General features: G+C 53.8%; 18 protein-coding genes, 1 pseudogene and 1 riboswitch. Of the genes and pseudogenes, 10 read left to right on the top strand and 9 right to left on the bottom strand.

Translation table 11 applies throughout. The features are described from left to right. The first annotated feature begins 77 nt into the window (after positions 1-77). The 10 genes from ACMVME_RS22480 to ACMVME_RS22435 all read left to right on the top strand — a co-directional run bounded on the left by ACMVME_RS22480 (position 78) and on the right by ACMVME_RS22435 (position 8,904). The gene (locus ACMVME_RS22480) at positions 78-575 is read left to right on the top strand and encodes an Rsd/AlgQ family anti-sigma factor (protein ID WP_014168165.1); all 498 of its coding nucleotides are present in this window, start codon (positions 78-80) and stop codon (positions 573-575) included. Between the two features lie 98 nt (positions 576-673). After that, a riboswitch (TPP riboswitch) is annotated at positions 674-783 on the top strand. 78 nt (positions 784-861) lie between these two features. Next, positions 862-2,757 (top strand): phosphomethylpyrimidine synthase ThiC, encoded by a 1,896-nt coding sequence (thiC, locus tag ACMVME_RS22475; RefSeq protein WP_044857196.1) that lies wholly within the window; start codon positions 862-864, stop codon positions 2,755-2,757. Continuing rightward, positions 2,757-3,392, top strand: coding sequence for a thiamine phosphate synthase (thiE, locus tag ACMVME_RS22470; protein WP_251859155.1), 636 nt, complete (start codon positions 2,757-2,759; stop codon positions 3,390-3,392). The genes thiC and thiE overlap by 1 nt, the downstream gene beginning before the upstream one ends. Further along, complete coding sequence (locus ACMVME_RS22465) at positions 3,385-4,140, top strand: HesA/MoeB/ThiF family protein (protein ID WP_251859156.1); 756 nt, start codon at positions 3,385-3,387, stop codon at positions 4,138-4,140. Before thiE ends, ACMVME_RS22465 begins: the two co-directional genes overlap by 8 nt. Then, a complete protein-coding gene (gene thiS, locus ACMVME_RS22460) occupies positions 4,124-4,324 on the top strand; it encodes a sulfur carrier protein ThiS (RefSeq protein ID WP_014168161.1) in 201 nt (66 codons plus the stop codon). Before ACMVME_RS22465 ends, thiS begins: the two co-directional genes overlap by 17 nt. Before the next feature lies 1 nt (position 4,325). Continuing rightward, complete coding sequence (thiG, locus tag ACMVME_RS22455; protein ID WP_251859157.1) at positions 4,326-5,096, top strand: thiazole synthase; 771 nt, start codon at positions 4,326-4,328, stop codon at positions 5,094-5,096. Further along, positions 5,093-6,226, top strand: coding sequence for a 2-iminoacetate synthase ThiH (gene thiH / locus ACMVME_RS22450; protein WP_068795479.1), 1,134 nt, complete (start codon positions 5,093-5,095; stop codon positions 6,224-6,226). The genes thiG and thiH overlap by 4 nt, the downstream gene beginning before the upstream one ends. Before the next feature lie 329 nt (positions 6,227-6,555). Beyond that, complete coding sequence (locus tag ACMVME_RS22445; protein WP_068795478.1) at positions 6,556-8,097, top strand: sensor domain-containing diguanylate cyclase; 1,542 nt, start codon at positions 6,556-6,558, stop codon at positions 8,095-8,097. Between the two features lie 180 nt (positions 8,098-8,277). Next, positions 8,278-8,583, top strand: coding sequence for a PTS sugar transporter subunit IIB (locus ACMVME_RS22440; RefSeq protein WP_014068453.1), 306 nt, complete (start codon positions 8,278-8,280; stop codon positions 8,581-8,583). A 3-nt stretch (positions 8,584-8,586) separates the two neighbouring features. Further along, a complete protein-coding gene (locus ACMVME_RS22435; RefSeq protein WP_014168157.1) occupies positions 8,587-8,904 on the top strand; it encodes a PTS lactose/cellobiose transporter subunit IIA in 318 nt (105 codons plus the stop codon). 59 nt (positions 8,905-8,963) lie between these two features. Here ACMVME_RS22435 and rpoC read toward each other — a convergent pair whose 3' ends face one another. From rpoC to tuf, 9 genes and pseudogenes are all read right to left on the bottom strand, one after another. After that, on the bottom strand, positions 8,964-13,187 hold the full coding sequence (gene rpoC, locus ACMVME_RS22430; RefSeq protein WP_014168156.1) for a DNA-directed RNA polymerase subunit beta': 4,224 nt from the start codon (positions 13,185-13,187) through the stop codon (positions 8,964-8,966). Positions 13,188-13,263: 76 nt separating this feature from the next. Then, entirely contained in the window at positions 13,264-17,292 is a 4,029-nt protein-coding gene (rpoB, locus tag ACMVME_RS22425; protein ID WP_020882980.1) for a DNA-directed RNA polymerase subunit beta, read from the bottom strand. Positions 17,293-17,611: 319 nt separating this feature from the next. Next, complete coding sequence (gene rplL, locus ACMVME_RS22420) at positions 17,612-17,977, bottom strand: 50S ribosomal protein L7/L12 (protein ID WP_014168154.1); 366 nt, start codon at positions 17,975-17,977, stop codon at positions 17,612-17,614. 66 nt (positions 17,978-18,043) lie between these two features. Beyond that, positions 18,044-18,541: a 50S ribosomal protein L10 gene (gene rplJ / locus ACMVME_RS22415; RefSeq protein WP_004097644.1), complete on the bottom strand. Its 498-nt coding sequence runs from the start codon at positions 18,539-18,541 to the stop codon at positions 18,044-18,046. A 291-nt stretch (positions 18,542-18,832) separates the two neighbouring features. Next, positions 18,833-19,537, bottom strand: a complete 705-nt coding sequence (rplA, locus tag ACMVME_RS22410) for a 50S ribosomal protein L1 (RefSeq protein WP_006810530.1) — start codon at positions 19,535-19,537, stop codon at positions 18,833-18,835. A gap of 3 nt (positions 19,538-19,540) precedes the next feature. Continuing rightward, a complete protein-coding gene (rplK, locus tag ACMVME_RS22405) occupies positions 19,541-19,969 on the bottom strand; it encodes a 50S ribosomal protein L11 (RefSeq protein ID WP_008808007.1) in 429 nt (142 codons plus the stop codon). A gap of 155 nt (positions 19,970-20,124) precedes the next feature. Next, the gene (gene nusG, locus ACMVME_RS22400) at positions 20,125-20,670 is read right to left on the bottom strand and encodes a transcription termination/antitermination protein NusG (protein ID WP_003862341.1); all 546 of its coding nucleotides are present in this window, start codon (positions 20,668-20,670) and stop codon (positions 20,125-20,127) included. A gap of 1 nt (position 20,671) precedes the next feature. Next, positions 20,672-21,055 carry a preprotein translocase subunit SecE gene (secE, locus tag ACMVME_RS22395; RefSeq protein ID WP_003862342.1) on the bottom strand — a complete coding sequence of 128 codons (384 nt, stop codon included), beginning with the start codon at positions 21,053-21,055 and terminating at the stop codon, positions 20,672-20,674. A gap of 229 nt (positions 21,056-21,284) precedes the next feature. Next, positions 21,285-21,407 (bottom strand): annotated as a pseudogene (gene tuf / locus ACMVME_RS22390) (elongation factor Tu); the annotation flags it as partial.

Here is a 21,407-nt window from a genome sequence, read left to right as displayed (position 1 = left end):
GCTTCACTGACATGTTGTTAGCATTGTGGTTACATTTTGGATAAGCAGAATCAATTCTAAACCTTGCGGAGTCGAACATGTTAAACCAGCTAGAAAGCCTGACTGAGCGCGTTAGAGGAAGTAACAAACTGGTGGATCGCTGGCTACATGTGCGCAAGCATCTACTCGTGGCTTATTACAATCTGGTCGGTATTAAGCCTGGCAAAGAATCGTTTATGCGACTGAATGAAAAAGCGCTGGATGATTTTTGTCAGAGCCTGGTCGACTACCTGTCCGACGGCCATTTCAATATTTATGAACGCATTATCCGCGAAATGGAAGGCACTAGCCCGTATTTAACGGCATCCAAACTCTACCCGCTGCTGGAAGCCAATACCCAGCAGATCATGAATTACTACGATTCCACACTCGAGAACGCCATCGATCACGACAACTACCTTGAGTTTCAACAGGCGCTGTCCGATCTCGGCGAAGCGCTGGAAGAGCGATTCTCGCTGGAGGATAAGCTGATCGCCCTCGTACTGGATAACGATTCTAAGGCCAGCAACGAAGATAACATCGCGCGGCCTGCTTGAGTTCTTGATCGTTAACGAGTAGTTTACAAACATTCGCCCCTCTCAGGAGGGGGTATTACACGAAATCATTCATGCGATAGCATGAACGATGGCGTGTAAATTTCTTGTCGGAGTGCCCAGTGTGAAAGCACGGGCTGAGACCGTTAATTCGGGATCCGCGGAACCTGATCAGGCTAATACCTGCGAAGGGAACAAGAGTAAAACTGCTGTAGTATCGCCCCCGGGCGATCTCCTCTTGCTTCATCCGTCGTCTGACAAGCCATGTCCTTCACTTTTGGAATGAGCTATGTCTACTACTAAACTGACCCGCCGCGAACAGCGCGCACACGCCCAACACTTCATCGACACCCTGGAAGGCACCGCTTTCCCGAACTCTAAGCGTATTTACATCACCGGCTCTCAGGCGGATATCCGCGTTCCGATGCGCGAAATCCAGCTTAGCCCGACGCTTCTTGGCGGCAGCAAAGAAAACCCGCAGTATGAAGACAACGAAGCCGTGCCGGTGTACGACACGTCTGGCCCGTACGGCGACCCTGATGTGGCCATTAACGTGCAGCAGGGGCTGGCAAAACTTCGCCAGCGCTGGATTGACGCGCGTAACGACTGCGAAGAACTGACGGTTCGCAGCTCTGCCTACACCAAAGAGCGTCTGGCCGACGACGGCCTGGACGAACTGCGCTTCGCGGGCCTGCTGACGCCGAAACGTGCGAAAGCGGGCAAATGCGTTACCCAGCTGCACTATGCGCGTCAGGGGATCGTCACCCCGGAGATGGAGTTTATCGCCATCCGTGAAAACATGGGCCGTGAGCGCATCCGTAGCGAAGTGCTGCGCCACCAGCATCCGGGCGAAGGTTTCGGTGCCCGCCTGCCGGAAAACATCACCCCGGAGTTTGTGCGCGATGAAGTGGCCGCTGGCCGCGCGATTATCCCCGCCAACATCAATCACCCGGAATCCGAACCGATGATTATCGGCCGCAACTTCCTGGTGAAGGTCAACGCCAATATCGGTAACTCCGCGGTCACCTCCTCCATCGAAGAAGAGGTCGAGAAGCTGGTCTGGTCAACGCGCTGGGGCGCGGACACGGTAATGGATCTCTCCACCGGGCGTTATATCCACGAAACCCGCGAGTGGATCCTGCGTAACAGCCCGGTGCCTATCGGAACGGTGCCGGTCTATCAGGCGCTGGAGAAAGTGAACGGTATCGCTGAAAACCTCACCTGGGAAGCGTTCCGCGACACGCTGCTGGAGCAGGCTGAACAGGGTGTAGACTACTTCACCATCCACGCGGGGGTGCTGCTGCGCTACGTGCCGATGACCGCGAAGCGTCTGACCGGCATTGTCTCGCGCGGGGGCTCAATCATGGCGAAGTGGTGTCTGTCTCATCATCAGGAAAACTTCCTCTACGAACACTTCCGCGAGATCTGCGAAATCTGTGCCGCTTACGACGTCTCGCTGTCGCTGGGCGACGGCCTGCGCCCTGGTTCCATTCGTGATGCCAACGACGAAGCGCAGTTTGCCGAACTTCACACGCTGGGCGAGCTGACCAAAATCGCCTGGGAGTATGACGTGCAGGTGATGATTGAAGGCCCGGGCCATGTCCCCATGCAGATGATCCGCCGCAATATGACGGAAGAACTGGAGCACTGCCATGAAGCACCATTCTATACCCTGGGGCCGTTGACCACCGATATTGCCCCGGGTTACGACCACTTCACCTCCGGAATTGGTGCGGCGATGATCGGCTGGTTCGGTTGCGCCATGCTCTGCTATGTGACGCCAAAAGAGCACCTCGGTCTGCCCAACAAAGAGGACGTGAAGCAGGGGCTTATCACCTACAAAATTGCCGCCCACGCTGCGGACCTGGCGAAAGGCCATCCGGGCGCGCAAATTCGCGATAACGCGATGTCGAAGGCCCGCTTTGAATTCCGCTGGGAAGATCAGTTTAACCTCGCGCTCGACCCGTTTACCGCCCGCGCCTATCACGACGAAACCCTGCCGCAGGAGTCCGGCAAAGTGGCCCATTTCTGCTCCATGTGTGGGCCAAAATTCTGCTCGATGAAGATCAGCCAGGAGGTGCGTGACTACGCCGCCGCGCAAGCCATTGAAGTGGGCATGGCGGATATGTCAGAAACCTTCCGCGCGAAAGGCGGCGAAATCTACCTCAAAAAAGAGGAGGCGTAATGTACCAGTCCGATTTCCCACCCGTGCCCTTTCGTTTAGGGCTCTACCCGGTGGTGGACAGCGTGGAGTGGATTGCCCGCCTGCTGGAGGCAGGTGTACGCACGCTGCAGCTACGCATCAAAGATAAACGCGATGAGGAGGTGGAGAACGATGTCGCCGCCGCCATCGCGCTGGGGCGTCGGTATCACGCCCGCCTGTTTATCAACGACTACTGGCGACTGGCGATAAAGCACCAGGCCTACGGCGTGCATCTGGGTCAGGAGGACCTGGAGACCACAGACCTGAAGGCCATCCGGGAAGCCGGTTTGCGCCTGGGTGTCTCGACCCATGACGATATGGAGATTGACGTGGCACTGGCGGCACGCCCTTCGTACATTGCGCTTGGACACGTCTTCCCGACGCAAACTAAACAGATGCCCTCCGCGCCACAAGGGCTGGCACAGCTGGCGGCTCACGTGAAGCGTCTTGCGCAGTACCCGACCGTGGCCATCGGCGGGATTAGCCTTGAACGCGCTCCGGCCGTGCTGGATACCGGTGTCGGCAGTATCGCCGTCGTCAGTGCCATCACCCAGGCCGCAGACTGGCAGGCCGCCACCCGGAAGCTCTTACAACTGGCAGGAGCAGGCGATGAATGATCGTGACTTTATGCGCTATAGCCGCCAGATCCTGCTGGAGGATATCGCCATCGACGGGCAGCAAAAGCTGCTCGCCAGCCGGGTTTTGATTGTCGGGCTGGGCGGATTAGGCGCGCCTGCCGCGCTCTATCTGGCCGGAGCAGGCGTGGGCACGCTGGTACTGGCCGATGACGACGAGGTGCATCTTAGCAACCTGCAGCGTCAAATCCTCTTTACCACCGAGGATATCAACCAGCCCAAAGTACACATTACCCGCCAGCGCCTGATCCAGCTGAACCCGGATATTGAGCTCATTGCGTGTCAGGAGCGGCTCAGCGGCGACAATCTGCGCCGAGAAGTCGCCCTGGCCGACGTGGTGCTGGACTGCACCGACAATATGGCAACCCGCCAGGCGATCAACGCCGCCTGTGTCGCAAAAAATACGCCGCTTATCACCGCCAGCGCGGTGGGATTCGGCGGGCAGATGATGGTCCTGACACCGCCGTGGGCGCAGGGCTGCTATCGCTGTCTGTGGCCAGACGATGCTGAGCCAGAGCGTAACTGTCGCACCGCGGGCATTCTTGGCCCGGTTGTGGGGGTGATGGGTACCCTGCAGGCGCTCGAGGCCATCAAGCTGCTCAGCGGAATGGAGACCGAGCGCAACACGTTGCGGTTATTTGATGCCCGTTCCAGCGGCTGGCGTCATCTGGCGTTACACCGCGCCAGCCACTGCCCGGTATGCGGAGGCGGCAATGCGCATTCTGTTTAACGATGAGCCGATGAAATGCGAGGACGGGCTCACCGTTGCCGTGCTGCTCGATAAACTGCGCCAGCTCAAGCCGGGAACGGCGCTGGCGCTCAATCAACAGATCCTGCCGCGCGAGCAGTGGGAACATCAGCAGGTCAGTGAAGGCGACCAGATCCTGCTGTTTCAGGTTATCGCAGGGGGCTGAGATGTTACGTATTGCCGATAAAGTCTTTGAGTCACATCTGTTTACCGGAACCGGGAAATTCGCATCACCCCAGCTGATGGTCGATGCCATCCGTGAAAGCGGCAGCCAGCTGGTCACGCTGGCGTTAAAGCGCGTGGATCTGCGCCATCACAGTGATGCCATTCTGGCGCCTTTACTGGAAGCTGGCGTCACGCTACTGCCAAATACTTCCGGCGCGAAAACGGCCGAAGAGGCCATTTTCGCCGCCCAACTGGCGCGTGAAGCGCTCGGCACACGCTGGCTGAAGCTGGAAATTCACCCGGATGCTCGCTGGCTGTTGCCCGACCCGATCGAGACGCTGAAAGCGGCAGAAAAGCTGGTACAACAAGGGTTCATCGTTCTGCCTTACTGCGGTGCCGATCCGGTACTCTGCAAACATCTGGAAGACGTTGGCTGCGCCGCCGTTATGCCGCTGGGCGCGCCTATTGGCTCCAACCAGGGGCTGGAAACCCGGACAATGCTGGAGATCATCATTGAGCAGGCCACCGTGCCGGTGGTGGTGGATGCGGGTATTGGCGTACCAAGCCATGCCGCGCAGGCGCTGGAAATGGGGGCGGACGCGGTGCTGGTGAACACGGCCATCGCGGTTGCCGACGATCCGGTCATGATGGCGCGCGCGTTTCGCATGGCGGTGGAGGCTGGCCTGCTGGCACGGCAATCAGGCCCTGGCTCACGCAGTTTTCAGGCGCAGGCCACCAGCCCGCTGACCGGTTTTCTGGAGGCAATCTCATGACCACCTTTACCGACCACTGGCGCCAGCTTAACTGGGACGACATTGCCCTGCGCATCAACAGCAAAACGCCGGTCGACGTCGAGCGCGCACTGAATGCACGCCATCTGACCCGCGACGATTTAATGGCCCTGCTCTCCCCTACGGCCAGCGCTTATCTGGAGCCGATGGCCCAGCGCGCCCAGCGTCTCACCCGACAGCGCTTTGGCAACACGGTGAGCTTTTACGTCCCGCTCTATCTCTCAAACCTGTGCGCCAATGACTGTACCTACTGCGGCTTCTCCATGAGCAACCGCATTAAGCGTAAGACGCTTGATGAGGAGGAGATCGCGCGCGAGTGTGTGGCCATCCGGGAAATGGGCTTCGAGCATCTCCTGCTGGTCACCGGTGAGCACCAGGGCAAAGTCGGGATGGACTATTTCCGCCAGCACCTTCCTGCAATTCGTCGTCAGTTCGCCTCGTTGCAGATGGAAGTGCAGCCCCTGTCGCAGGATGAGTATGCGGAGCTCAAAACGCTCGGACTGGATGGAGTGATGGTCTATCAGGAAACGTACCACGAAGCGACCTACGCACGGCATCACCTGAAGGGCAAGAAACAGGACTTCTTCTTCCGCCTTGAAACACCGGACAGGCTCGGACGTGCCGGGATCGACAAAATTGGCCTTGGTGCGCTGATTGGGCTTTCCGATAGCTGGCGCGTGGATTGTTACATGGTGGCGGAACATCTGTTGTGGCTCCAGCAGCACTACTGGCAGAGCCGCTACTCCATCTCCTTCCCCCGGCTGCGCCCGTGTGCTGGCGGGATTGAACCGGCCTCACTTATGGACGAGCGCCAGCTGGTACAAACGATCTGCGCGTTTCGCCTGCTTGCCCCGGAGGTTGAATTATCGCTCTCAACACGTGAATCACCGGCGTTCCGCGACCGCGTGATCCCGCTTGCGATAAACAACGTGAGCGCATTTTCCAAAACACAGCCGGGCGGTTACGCCGATGATCACCCTGAACTGGAGCAGTTTGCCCCGCATGATGGACGACGTCCGGAAGCGGTCGCCGCGGCCCTGAGCGCGCAGGGGCTGCAACCGGTCTGGAAAGACTGGGACAGCTGGCTGGGAAGAGCCTCGCAATTACGCTGAAACATACTGCAACTCCGCAGAAATAAAACGAGGCGCCACGGAGAGTCACAACCGGATGATTGTCAGCTATCGTCCGGTTTTTTATTGTCATGTGGTCAGCAACGGACGCTGACCAGGGCGAAAAGCTTCTTCCTCGTTTCGCCCTGCCTCTGACTTATCGTGCACACTGAATTTCTGATTTTATGAGTAATTTCTTAGCCATTCTTAAGATAAATCATCTCGTCTGAAATCGTGTTCCGTATAATTCACAGCTAACCGCAGGACTGCGACTATGCTGAGAGGATATCGGCAGACGAAAAGCATTCACCCTCAGGAATGATGTACAACTCATGGCACTTCACAGCAAAAAACTCTCTTTTACCCGGCCAATAATGGCCAGCTTCGCGGGGATACTGTGCAGTTTTGCACTGATCGCTGTCGTGGTTACGCTTTCGCAACGAAAGGATTTTCTTGAGGATTATCATAAAATTAATGGTAATTTCACGCATAATCTGGCGGTTAACTATACCGAATCAATGTTGCGTGAAAACGACTATATTCTTGGTCGTTCTGCGATGTACTTTTCCCGCAACGAAATACTGAATGAGACGCTGAACGTCAACCCGACGCAAGGGTTGCAGATGTTAATGCATTTGCAAAACCTGATGCCGACCGTGTCATCCATCTCGCTGGCCGACACGGAAGGGCATTATTTGCACGTTCCAGAAGCGCCTCCCACGGAAAAGAGTAAAAACGCCGATCCGCGGACTCGCCCGTGGTTTGTCGCCTACGCGGAAGCCAGTATTTTCAGCCATTATACCCACCCTTATATGGACTACTTTACCGGGCATCCAACGGTCACGCTTTATAAGCCATTGATTTCAACAGAAGGCAGACTCAAGGGAACCCTGGCCTTTCATCTTGATTTGGCGTCGATGGGGTATACCCTTCGACAGATGGTGGCCCCTGTACAAGGGGAATTCTTCGTCGTCGAGCGCGACGGAACCGTGGTGCTTCATCCTGACACGGGCGCGCTGTTCAAAAAATACGTGAGCGAAGCGCTGATGGACAAAATGACCAGCGGCGAGGGGCATTTATACGACCGGAAAAGTAAAACCTGGTATTACTACTACTCCTTCACTAACCCGGATTGGTTTGTCATCTACCGGGTCTCTGGCGCGACCCTGACGGATATAACCCGCCACGAAACCACTATCGTTGGCTGGGGATTTGCACTGGCGGCGATTATTATCATTCTCTTCGGTTTGTACCTTCGCCATGCCTCGCGTACCGTGCTGATGCATATTATCAACGCCATCAAAACTGGCGACGTCAGCCAGGCACCGCGTCTGGAAGCGATGCTGAGTCATACCATCCAGTCGAATAAAGAGCGTGAGATGGCATATGTCCGCCAGGCAACCCACGATGCGCTAACAGGCTGCAAAAACCGCCGCGCGTTCGATACCGATGTGGAAGAGTTAATGGCGGCTCAACAGCCTTTCGCACTGGCGCTGGTGGACATCGATAACTTCAAATCAATCAACGATACCTGGGGCCACCTTAGCGGCGATATTGTCCTGCGTAACGTGGCGCGTGAAGGGATCCAGATCATGCAACCGCACCACATCTCGGTGTACCGGTATGGTGGAGAAGAGTTTGCGGTGGTCTTCCAGGCTACGCAAATTGCTGATGCAATCTCGTTGCTGGAAGCATGGCGTACCACCATTGAAAAACGCGTCTGGCGGGAAGAAAACCTACAGGTCACGTTCAGTGCAGGCCTGGGGGAATGGCATTTCGAACCGCTGGAGCAATTTGTCGGGAGCGTGGATAACGCACTTTACAGCGCAAAACAGCAGGGTAAAAACCGTATCCTTCAGACGTCCATCCGTTAATTTCACCCCTCCCACGCTGTCCGTTTCGACGGGCAGCGTGCACTTTCATGCAAAATTGTAACCGGTTTCAGAAAATCACCCATTTCTTTGTGATGCCTGACACACAATCGCGGTAAAGCGGTTGTTGAAGCGGTCTGCACGGGATAATTATCAATAAACACATGTAGATCGAGGCTGATTATGAAGAACATCGTTTTATGCTGTGCAGCGGGAATGTCAACCAGCATGCTGGTTCAACGTATGAAAGACGCCGCGCAGAAAAAAGGGGTTGAAGTCACCATTAAAGCCGTTCCGGTTGCGGAGTTTAAAGATAATATCGCGACGGCTGACATCGTATTGCTGGGGCCACAGGTTAAATACGAGCAGGCTAAACTTCAGGCGCAGGCCGATCCGCTGGGTAAAAAGGTCGCGGTGATCGACATGATGGATTACGGCATGATGAAAGGTGATGTCGTCCTGGAAAAAGCGCTTAAATTACTGGAGTGACCCGTGGAAGATTTAGAAACAACGATCATGGAACTGCTGGTCAACGCGGGAGCAGCGCGCAGTGCTGCCCTTACGGCGTTGCAGATGGCCCGTAAAGGTGACTTTGACGAAGCCGAAAAGGCGATGGAAGAGTCGCGTGAATACGTGAAACATGCCCACACCATCCAGACGCAGCTGATTGGTCTTGATGAAGGGACCGGAAAGCTACCGGTTAACCTGATCACCGTCCACTCTCAGGATCACCTGATGAACGCGATGGTCATTCAGGACCTGGCGGGCGATATGATTGAGCTGTATCGTCGGCTACCGCTGATAAACTGAAAAATATGCAGACATAAAAAAACCCGCCGAAGCGGGTTTTTTATTTGCTGAATCAACGATTACTCGTTGTCAGAACCACCCAGACCTGCGTTCAGCAGCTCTGCCAGGCTCGCGGATGCATCTTCAGCAGTTACCTGCGGTGCAGCTGGCAGTTCGCCTGCAGCACGACGACGCATTCGATCCTGATGGTACGCATAACCGGTACCAGCCGGGATCAGACGACCCACGATAACGTTCTCTTTCAGACCGCGCAGTTCATCACGCTTACCTGCTACAGCGGCTTCGGTCAGGACACGCGTGGTCTCCTGGAACGATGCTGCAGAGATGAAGGACTCGGTTGCCAGAGACGCTTTGGTGATACCCAGCAGATCGCGCGAGAAGGTCGCAGCGATTTTGCCGTTCGCTTCAAGATCGCGGTTAGCGATCTTGACGCGTGAGTATTCAACCTGCTCGCCTTCCAGGAACTCAGAGCTGCCCGCGCTATCGATGGTTGCTTTACGCAGCATCTGACGAACGATAACTTCAATGTGTTTATCGTTAATCTTAACGCCCTGCAGACGGTATACGTCCTGTACTTCGTTAACGATGTAACGAGTAACAGCATGCACACCACGCAGACGCAGGATGTCGTGCGGCGCTTCTGGACCGTCGGAAACCACGTCACCACGTTCTACACGTTCACCTTCGAACACGTTGAGCTGACGCCACTTAGGAATCATCTCTTCGTACGGCTCGCTGCCATCTACTGGGGTGATAACCAGACGGCGTTTACCTTTGGTCTCTTTACCGAAGGAGATGATACCGCTGATTTCAGCCAGGATTGCAGGCTCTTTCGGACGACGTGCTTCGAACAGATCCGCAACGCGTGGCAGACCACCGGTGATGTCCTTGGTACCGCCGGATTCCTGAGGAATACGCGCCAGGGTGTCACCAGAACTGATCTGTACGCCATCTTCCAGCTGTACAATCGCTTTACCCGGCAGGAAGTACTGCGCAGGCATATCGGTACCAGGGATCAGAACATCGTTACCCTGAGCATCAACGATTTTCAGTGCAGGACGCAGATCTTTACCACCGGCAGTACGCTCAGCAGAGTCCAGAACGACCAGAGAAGACAGACCGGTCAGCTCGTCGGTCTGACGAGTAATGGTCTGGCCGTCGATCATGTCAGTGAAGCGGATGAAACCACTTACTTCGGTGATAACCGGCATGGTGTGTGGATCCCAGTTTGCAACGGTTTCACCGCCGGCAACCTGCTCGCCATCACCTTTCGCCATAACAGCACCGTAAGGCACTTTATAGCTCTCTTTGGTACGACCGAATTCGTCGATCAGCTTCAGCTCGGTGTTACGAGAGGTCACAACCAGCTTGCCTGCGGAGTTAACAACAGACTTCGCGTTGCTGAGCTTGATGCTACCTTTGTTTTTCACCTGGATGCTGGATTCAGCAGCCGCACGAGATGCCGCACCACCGATGTGGAACGTACGCATCGTCAGCTGTGTACCCGGTTCACCGATGGACTGTGCCGCGATAACACCGATTGCTTCACCTTTGTTGATGATGTGGCCACGCGCCAGGTCACGACCATAGCAGTGCGCACATACACCGAAATCGGTGTCACAAGATACAACGGAACGAACTTTCACAGAGTCAACAGAGTTCGCTTCCAGCAGGTCACACCACTGTTCGTGCAGCAGCGTGTTGCGTGGAACCAGAATGTCTGCGGTACCCGGCTTCAGAATGTCTTCCGCGGTTACACGACCCAGTACGCGATCGCGCAGCGGCTCTTTAACATCACCGCCCTCGATAACCGGGGTCATGGTGATACCTTCGAGGGTGCCACAATCGTCTTCGGTCACAACCAGGTCCTGCGCAACGTCAACCAGACGACGCGTCAGATAACCGGAGTTCGCTGTTTTCAGTGCGGTATCCGCCAGACCTTTACGCGCACCGTGAGTAGAGATGAAGTACTGGAGTACGTTCAGACCTTCACGGAAGTTCGCGGTGATTGGCGTTTCGATGATGGAGCCATCTGGCTTCGCCATCAGACCACGCATACCTGCCAGCTGACGAATCTGTGCTGCAGAACCACGCGCACCGGAGTCGGCCATCATGTAAATGCTGTTGAAGGAAACCTGCTGCTCTTCTACGCCGTCACGGTTAATCACGGTTTCGGTTTGCAGGTTATCCATCATCGCTTTGGATACACGATCGTTCGCCGCAGCCCAGATATCGATAACTTTGTTATAGCGTTCGCCCGCGGTAACCAGACCAGACTGGAACTGCTCCTGGATCTCAGCAACTTCGGCTTCCGCTTCAGAGATGATCTCGTGTTTCTTCTCTGGGATAACCATGTCATCGATACCAACAGATGCACCTGAACGCGCTGCATATGCAAAGCCGGTGTACATTGTCTGGTCAGCGAAGATAACCGTCGGCTTCAGACCCAGAATGCGGTAACAGGTGTTCAGCATTTTGGAGATCGCTTTCTTACCCAGCGCCTGGTTGACGATGGAGAAAGGCAGACCTTTCGGTACGATCATCCACAGAATGGCACGGCCAACGGTCGTGTCTTTCAGGCTGGTTTTCGCAACGAATTCGCCGTTAGCATCTTTTTCATATTCAGTGATACGCACTTTGACACGCGCATGCAGAGAGGCCAGGCCAGCGCGATAGATACGCTCAGCTTCTTTAGGGCCAGTCAGCACCATGCCTTCGCCTTTGGCGTTAACACAGTCACGGGTCATGTAGTACAGACCCAATACAACGTCCTGAGAAGGAACGATGATTGGTTCACCGTTCGCTGGAGACAGGATGTTGTTAGTAGACATCATCAGCGCACGCGCTTCGAGCTGGGCTTCCAGCGTCAGCGGTACGTGAACAGCCATCTGGTCACCATCGAAGTCGGCGTTATATGCCGCACAAACCAGCGGGTGCAGCTGGATAGCTTTACCTTCGATCAGTACCGGTTCAAATGCCTGGATACCCAGACGGTGCAGTGTTGGTGCACGGTTCAGCAGTACCGGGTGTTCGCGGATAACTTCGTCCAGGATATCCCAAACGACAGCTTCTTCACGCTCAACCATTTTCTTAGCGGCTTTGATGGTGGTGGCCAGGCCACGCAGTTCCAGCTTGCCGTAGATGAACGGTTTGAACAGCTCCAGTGCCATTTTCTTCGGCAGACCGCACTGATGCAGACGCAGGTATGGACCTACGGTGATAACAGAACGACCGGAGTAGTCAACACGCTTACCGAGCAGGTTCTGACGGAAACGACCCTGTTTACCTTTGATCATATCGGCCAAAGATTTCAGAGGACGTTTGTTAGAACCGGTGATCGCACGACCGCGACGACCGTTATCCAGCAGGGCATCTACCGCTTCCTGCAGCATACGTTTTTCGTTACGTACGATGATGTCCGGCGCAGCCAGATCCAGCAGACGTTTCAGACGGTTGTTACGGTTGATAACGCGACGATACAGATCGTTCAGATCCGACGTTGCGAAACGACCACCATCCAGCGGAACCAGCGGACGCAGATCTGGCGGCAGAACCGGCAGAACGGTCAGGATCATCCACTCTGGTTTGTTACCAGACTGAACGAACGCTTCCAGCAGTTTGATACGCTTGGTCAGCTTTTTACGCTTGGTTTCGGAGTTGGTTTCGTTCAGCTCTTCACGCAGCTGCTCGCACTCTTGCTCCAGGTCCATGCTTTTCAGCAGGGCCTGAATAGCTTCCGCACCCATTTTGGCGTCGAATTCGTCACCGAACTCTTCCAGCGCGTCCAGATACTGCTCTTCGGTCAGAATCTGGTGGCGTTCCAGGTTCGTCATACCGCCTTCGATAACCACATAAGATTCGAAGTACAGAACACGTTCGATATCGCGCAGCGGCATATCCAGCAGCAGGCCGATACGGGACGGCAGAGATTTCAGGAACCAGATGTGCGCAGTTGGAGATGCCAGTTCGATGTGGCCCATGCGCTCACGGCGCACTTTGGTCTGGGTCACTTCAACGCCGCACTTCTCACAGATCACACCACGGTGTTTCAGGCGCTTGTACTTACCGCACAGGCACTCGTAGTCTTTTACTGGCCCGAAAATTCGTGCACAGAAAAGGCCGTCACGCTCAGGCTTGAACGTACGGTAGTTGATGGTTTCCGGCTTTTTAACTTCACCGAAAGACCATGAACGGATCATGTCTGGCGAAGCCAGAGCAATTTTGATCGCATCAAACTCTTCGGTTTTAGTCTGCGCTTTCAGAAACTTTAATAAATCTTTCACGGATTTGCTCCCGTCGGAGTTAGCACAATCTGGTGTCGGGGGTTAGCCCGACACCAGTGACCTGTTTGAGCGAGAATTACTCGTCTTCCAGTTCGATGTTGATACCCAGCGAACGAATCTCTTTCAACAGTACGTTGAAGGACTCTGGCATGCCTGGTTCCATCTGATGATTGCCGTCCACGATGTTTTTATACATCTTGGTACGACCGTTCACGTCATCAGACTTAACGGTGAGCATTTCCTGCAGGGTGTATGCTGCGCCGTATGCTTCCAGCGCCCACACTTCCATCTCCCCGAAGCGCTGACCACCGAACTGCGCCTTACCACCCAGCGGCTGCTGAGTAACCAGGCTGTAAGAACCGGTAGAACGAGCGTGCATCTTGTCGTCGACCAGGTGGTTCAGTTTCAGCATGTACATGTAACCTACGGTTACCGGACGCTCGAACTGTTCACCGGTACGGCCATCAAACAGCGTAATCTGACCAGACGTTGGCAGACCACCCAGTTGCAGCAGCTCTTTGATTTCAGCTTCTTTTGCACCGTCGAATACCGGCGTTGCAATCGGCATACCTTTGCGCAGGTTCTCTGCCAGACGCAGCACTTCTTCATCGCTGAAGGTGCTCAGGTCGACTTTCTGACGAACGTCGGTACCCAGATCGTAGGCACGCTGGATGAATTCGCGCAGTTTCGCGACTTCTTCCTGCTGTTTCAGCATGGCGTTGATCTTATCGCCGATACCTTTCGCAGCCATACCCAGGTGGGTTTCCAGAATCTGACCGATGTTCATACGAGACGGTACGCCCAGTGGGTTCAGTACGATATCTACCGGCGTACCGTTAGCATCGTGTGGCATATCTTCGATCGGGTTGATCTTAGAGATAACACCCTTGTTACCGTGACGACCTGCCATCTTATCACCAGGCTGGATCTGACGTTTAACAGCCAGATACACCTTAACAATCTTCAGCACGCCTGGTGCCAGATCGTCGCCCTGAGTGATTTTACGGCGTTTCGCTTCGAGTTTTTTCTCGAACTCGTGTTTCAGTTCGTCATACTGCTCAGCCAGCTGTTCCAGCTGATTTTGTTTCTCTTCGTCGGTCAGGCCCAGTTCCAGCCAGCGATCGCGTGGCAGTTTGTCGAGCTTCTCAGCTTCAACGCCACCGGCAACCAGCACCGCATAGATACGGCTGAACAGACCCGCTTCGAGGATCTGCAGTTCTTCAGACAGGTCTTTCTTAGCCTGTTTGAGCTGCATCTCTTCGATTTCCAGCGCACGCTTATCTTTTTCAACGCCGTCACGGGTGAAGACCTGAACATCGATAACTGTACCGGAAACACCGTTTGGTACGCGCAGAGAAGAGTCTTTAACGTCAGACGCTTTCTCACCGAAGATAGCACGCAGCAGTTTCTCTTCTGGCGTCAGCTGGGTTTCACCTTTCGGCGTTACCTTACCAACCAGAATGTCGCCGCCGGTCACTTCTGCACCGATGTAAACGATACCGGATTCATCCAGTTTGGAGAGCGCAGCTTCACCCACGTTAGGGATGTCAGCGGTGATCTCTTCTGGCCCCAGCTTGGTGTCACGGGACACACATGCCAGTTCCTGAATGTGGATGGTAGTGAAACGATCTTCCTGAACCACACGCTCGGAGACGAGGATGGAGTCTTCGAAGTTGTAACCGTTCCACGGCATGAACGCTACGCGCATGTTCTGACCGAGCGCCAGTTCACCGAGGTCAGTGGACGGACCGTCTGCCAGCACGTCGCCGCGCTCAACGGGCTCACCCAGAGACACACAAGGCATCTGGTTGATACAGGTGTTCTGGTTAGAACGGGTGTATTTGGTCAGGTTATAAATGTCGATACCTGCTTCGCCCGGGTACATCTCGTCTTCGTTAACTTTGATAACGATACGGGAAGCATCCACGTACTGAACAGTACCGCCACGTTTAGCCACCGCAGTAACACCGGAGTCAACGGCAACAGCACGTTCCATACCGGTACCAACCAGCGGCTTATCAGCACGCAGAGTTGGAACGGCCTGACGTTGCATGTTCGCACCCATCAATGCACGGTTGGCGTCATCGTGTTCCAGGAACGGGATCAGGGACGCACCGACGGATACCACCTGCTGGGTGGATACGTCCATGTAGTCAACCTGGTCGCGGCTGAACAAGCTGGATTCGCCTTTGCTACGGCAGGTAACCAGATCTTCTACAAAGTGGCCTTCGTCATCCAGGTTGGAGTTCGCCTGAGCGATAACGTAGTTGCCTTCTTCGATAGCAGACAGGTAGTGAATTTCGTCAGTTACAACACCGTCGGTCACTTTACGGTACGGCGTCTCAAGGAAACCGTATTCGTTAGTCTGTGCGTACACGGACAGGGAGTTGATCAGACCGATGTTTGGACCTTCAGGCGTTTCGATTGGACATACACGACCGTAGTGAGTCGGGTGTACGTCTCGAACTTCGAAGCCTGCACGTTCACGGGTCAGACCGCCTGGGCCGAGTGCAGAGATACGACGTTTGTGCGTGATCTCAGACAGCGGGTTGTTCTGGTCCATGAACTGAGACAGCTGGCTGGAACCGAAGAACTCTTTCACTGCTGCAGAAATCGGCTTGGCGTTGATCATATCCTGAGGCATCAGGGTATCCAGATCGCCCAGAGACAGACGCTCTTTCACCGCACGCTCAACACGTACCAGGCCAACGCGGAACTGGTTTTCCGCCATTTCGCCTACGGAACGGATACGACGGTTGCCGAGGTGGTCGATATCGTCCACTTCGCCCTTGCCGTTACGGATATCGATGAGCTTCTTCATCACTTCGATGATGTCGTCTTTGCTCAGGATACCGGAACCTTCGATCTCATCACGCAGCAGAGAACGGTTGAACTTCATACGACCAACCGCGGACAGATCGTAGCGGTCTTCGGAGAAGAACAGGTTCTCGAACAGGCTTTCAGCCGCTTCGCGAGTTGGTGGTTCACCAGGGCGCATCATGCGGTAGATTTCTACCAGCGCGCTCAGACGATCGGTCGTTGGATCGACGCGGATAGTCTCAGAGATATAAGGACCGTGGTCCAGATCGTTGGTGAACAGCGTTTCGATGCGTTTGTGGCCAGACTGGCTCAGCTTAGCCAGCAGATCCAGGCTCAGCTCCATGTTCGCCGGGCAGATCAGCTCGCCAGTTGATTCATCAACGTAATCTTTCGCGGCTACTTTTCCAGCAATGTATTCAACCGGAACTTCGATGAGTTTGATATCATCTTTTTCCAGCTGACGGATGTGGCGCGCGGTAATACGGCGGCCTTTTTCCACATACACTTTGCCGTCGGCTTCGATGTCGAACGACGCGGTCTCACCACGCAGACGCTCTGGCACCAGCTCCATCTGCAACTTGTTGTCGCGGATTTCAAAGATTACTTTCTCAAAGAACAGGTCCAGGATCTGTTCAGTGGTGTATTGCAGCGCACGCAAAATGATGGTCGCAGGCAGTTTACGACGACGGTCGATACGGACAAACAGGTTGTCTTTAGGATCGAACTCGAAGTCCAGCCAGGAACCACGGTAAGGAATGATACGCGCGTTATACAGTACTTTACCGGATGAGTGTGTTTTACCTTTATCGCTGTCGAAGAAGACACCCGGGCTACGATGCAGCTGGGAAACGATAACACGCTCAGTACCGTTGATGACGAAAGTACCGTTGTCTGTCATGAGTGGAATTTCACCCATGTAGACTTCTTGTTCTTTAATGTCTTTTACGGTGCCTTCTGGCGCTTCGCGCTCATAGATCACCAGACGCAGTTTTACGCGCAGCGGTGCGGAATAGGTCACGCCACGGATCTGACATTCCTGAACGTCAAACACCGGTTCGCCAAGGCGGTAGCTGACGTACTGCAGCTCGGAGTTACCGCTGTAGCTCTGAATCGGGAACACGGAACGGAAGGCTGCTTCCAGGCCGTACTGCCCTTCAGGATCTTGCTCGATAAACTTCTGGAACGAGTCAAGCTGGATAGAAAGGAGATATGGAATGTCCAGAACTTGTGGACGTTTACCAAAATCCTTACGAATACGTTTTTTCTCGGTATAGGAGTAAACCATAGGGTTCCTCAGCTCGCTGACAAGTCGACCCATCTGTCCGACGAAGGGACAGTTTGTGCAACACCATTTTGTGGACCGGAAAATTGAATACTTTCCGCAATACCTGTTGCTATCACGCTTAAATCATTTCGTCGCGATTTACACAGAGCGCGCACCCTGTCGCAATATATTAAGTCGTCGATAGAAACATGCATTGTCAGGACAACCAGTAGTCAAACAGTGTGAAATGCTACTGATGCCTTACAGCGCAAAAAGGCTGGTGACTAAAAAGTCACCAGCCATCAGCCTAATGACTTAGGCTGCAACCAGAAAAGGTGGCTTATTTAACTTCAACTTCAGCGCCAGCTTCTTCCAGAGATTTTTTCAGTGCTTCTGCGTCGTCTTTGCTCACGCCTTCTTTCAGCGCAGCTGGAGCAGCTTCTACCAGGTCTTTAGCTTCTTTCAGACCCAGGCCAGTTGCGCCACGTACTGCTTTGATAACAGCAACTTTGTTAGCGCCAGCAGCTTTCAGAATTACGTCGAATTCAGTTTTTTCTTCAGCAGCTTCAACCGGGCCAGCAGCTACAGCTACAGCAGCAGCAGCGGAAACACCGAATTTTTCTTCCATTGCAGAGATCAGTTCTACAACGTCCATTACGGACATAGCTGCAACTGCTTCAATGATTTGATCTTTAGTGATAGACATTTAAATTGTTCCTGAAAATCAGAATAAGTTTATACGTAAGCAAATGCTTTATAAAGATAACTGCGATTAAGCAGCTTCTTTTGCATCGCGAACAGCAGCCAGAGTGCGAACCAGTTTGCCAGCCGAAGCTTCTTTCATGGTTGCCATCAGGCGTGCAATTGCTTCTTCGTAGGTCGGCAGGGTTGCCAGGCGATCGATTTGCGATGCCGGGATCAACTCACCTTCAAAGGCTGCAGCTTTGACCTCAAATTTTGCATTCGCTTTCGCGAACTCTTTGAACAGACGAGCAGCAGCGCCCGGGTGTTCCATAGAGTATGCAATAAGGGTCGGACCAACAAACGTGTCTTTCAGGCACTCGAAAGGAGTACCTTCAACTACGCGACGCAGCAGGGTGTTACGAACAACACGCATGTATACGCCAGCTTCACGACCTGCTTTACGCAGTTCAGTCATTTTGTCTACAGTAACGCCACGGGAATCCGCAACTACTGCAGACAGCGCGCCTTTGGCTACTTCGCTGACTTCAGCAACAATCGCTTGTTTGTCTTGAAGATTTAAAGCCATTAGCTTTGCTCCTGGATGTTTGCCGGAACTCATGTTCCGGAACTCACTTCACTCTCCCCAACGGAAAGAGCGTCTTAATACGGTGAGCAGAAACAAGCCAGAGTATCCAAAAATAATCTTAGCGTTCTGTCACCGTCTACGCAGGGCATTAAGTTTCTTGCGAAACACCTGCGGTCTTCGACGGAGGCCTGGATTAGGCCAGGCTCCAACGAACAAATCTTTTAGCCGCTAACTTTTGTTAGCAAACGTGGGGGTAAGATTGTAGACAAAATCACCGCCCACGTAAAGGCATTAGTTTGCAGCAGCGCTCAGGCCAGCCTGGTCAACTGCAACACCTGCACCCATGGTGGTGGAGATGCTAACTTTCTTGATGTACACGCCTTTCGCCTGAGTTGGTTTTGCTTTTTTCAGCGCAACCAGCAGAGCTTCCAGGTTTTCTTTCAGTTTGTCAGCGTCAAAGTCCACTTTACCGATGGTGGTGTGGATGATGCCGTTTTTGTCGTTACGATAACGAACCTGACCTGCTTTAGCGTTCTTAACAGCTTCAGCAACGTTAGGGGTTACAGTACCCACTTTCGGGTTTGGCATCAGGCCGCGTGGACCCAGAACCTGGCCCAGCTGGCCAACAACGCGCATTGCATCTGGAGAAGCAATAACAACGTCAAAGTTCATTTCGCCTTTCTTGATCTGGTCAGCCAGATCTTCCATACCTACCAGTTCAGCGCCGGCAGCTTTAGCCGCTTCAGCGTTTGCACCCTGAGCAAATACAGCTACACGTACGGAACGGCCAGTACCGTGTGGCAGTACAGTTGCACCACGAACGTTCTGATCAGATTTACGAGCATCGATGCCCAGGTTAACAGCAACGTCAACGCTTTCAACGAACTTAGCGGTAGCCAGTTCTTTCAGCAGAGCGATAGCTTCGTTGATGTCGTACTGTTTGGTCGCATCAACTTTGTCACGGATCACGGACATGCGCTTGGTCAGTTTAGCCATTTCTTAGTCCTCCACTACCAGGCCCATGGAACGTGCAGTACCTTCGATTGAGCGAGTCATCGCTTCAATGTCGGCACCAGTCATGTCGGCAGCTTTGGTCTGCGCGATTTCCTGCAGCTGAGCGCGGGAAATTTTACCCACTTTGTCTTTGTTCGGTTTACCGGAACCAGACTTAATGCCCGCCGCTTTCTTCAGCAGAACTGCTGCTGGAGGGGTTTTGGTAACGAAAGTGAAAGAACGGTCAGCGTATACAGTGATAACAACTGGGATTGGCAGACCTTTTTCCATGGATTCGGTTTTGGCGTTGAACGCTTTACAGAATTCCATGATGTTCACACCCTGCTGACCCAGAGCTGGACCAACTGGTGGACTTGGGTTCGCCATACCTGCTGCAACCTGCAGCTTGACGTAGGCTTGTACTTTCTTAGCCATTCTAAAATCCTCTGATTGGGTGATAACGCCTCAAGGAGGCTCCCCGTGAATAAAATCGTTTTACAGGCCGCAGCCCATAAAAACAAAAGGCGCGAAATTGTATTCCAATCTCGCGCCTTGTGCAACGATTAAATCGTCGCTTTTTTGATCGCTGCTTAGGCTTTTTCTACCTGGGCAAAGTCCAGCTCTACCGGGGTCGCACGACCGAAGATAGAAACGGACACTTTCAGGCGGGACTTTTCGTAGTCCACTTCTTCAACCACGCCATTAAAGTCAGCAAACGGACCGTCATTAACACGAACCATTTCACCCGGTTCAAACAGCGTTTTCGGACGCGGCTTATCACCCACCTGCTGCAGGCGGTTCATAATCGCATCAACTTCTTTGTCGCTGATTGGTGCCGGACGGTCAGACGTGCCGCCGATAAAGCCCATCACGCGCGGTACGCTGCGCACCAGGTGCCAGCTCGCGTCGTTCATAACCATCTGAACCAGCACGTAACCCGGGAAGAATTTACGCTCGCTTTTGCGACGTTGGCCGCCACGGATCTCGACCACTTCTTCGGTCGGAACCATAACTTCGCCAAATAACTCTTCCATGTTGTGTAATTTGATATGCTCACGCAGCGACGTTGCTACGCGGCCTTCAAAACCGGAAAACGCCTGAACGACGTACCAGCGCTTTTTAGGGGCTTCAGACATCTCAGAACCTCAGGCCAGTGATAAAGGATACCAGGCGAACCAGAATACCATCCAGTCCCCACAGGATCAGTGACATTACAGCGGTAACCGCCGCTACGATCAGCGTGGTGTGCAATGTTTCCTGGCGAGTCGGCCAAATTACCTTGCGGACTTCGGTACGCGCTTCGCGAGCAAAAGCGACAGTCGCTTTGCCTTTTGTCGTCAACAGCGCGACACCACCCGCTGCAGCAATCAGAATTACCACTGCAAGCGCGCGTAGCGGCAGCATCATGTCACGATAAAGGTAGTTGCCGACAATCGCTACAATCAGCAGCACGGCTACGACTACCCATTTCATCGCTTCCAGGCCGCGCCCGCTCCCTTGAGCTTCGGTATTCGCACTCATAAACCAACCTGTCAGAAGTATTCTACAAACATTTTCACCCCGCGATTGCGAGGCAAACCAAATCGAAATGCTAATTCGCTTTTCGGATTATACGCTCTCTGCAGAGCCTGTCTCAGCAATGATTATGACAAATTTAATCACTGATGAGCCAGGTTCTGATCTGAAAGCGTGCAAAAAGGGCATCAAATGATGCCCTTTTATTGCGCATTGCGTCAAATGTTATCAGCAATTAGCCGAGAACTTTAGCAACCACGCCCGCGCCAACGGTACGGCCACCTTCACGGATTGCGAAACGCAGACCGTCGTCCATCGCGATTGGGTGGATCAGCGTCACAACCATCTTGATGTTGTC

It is taken from the genome of Enterobacter cloacae complex sp. 2024EL-00711 (assembly GCF_047529885.1).
Lineage (GTDB): Bacteria > Pseudomonadota > Gammaproteobacteria > Enterobacterales > Enterobacteriaceae > Enterobacter > Enterobacter ludwigii.
This window is presented reverse-complemented; position numbering and strand designations above follow the sequence as displayed.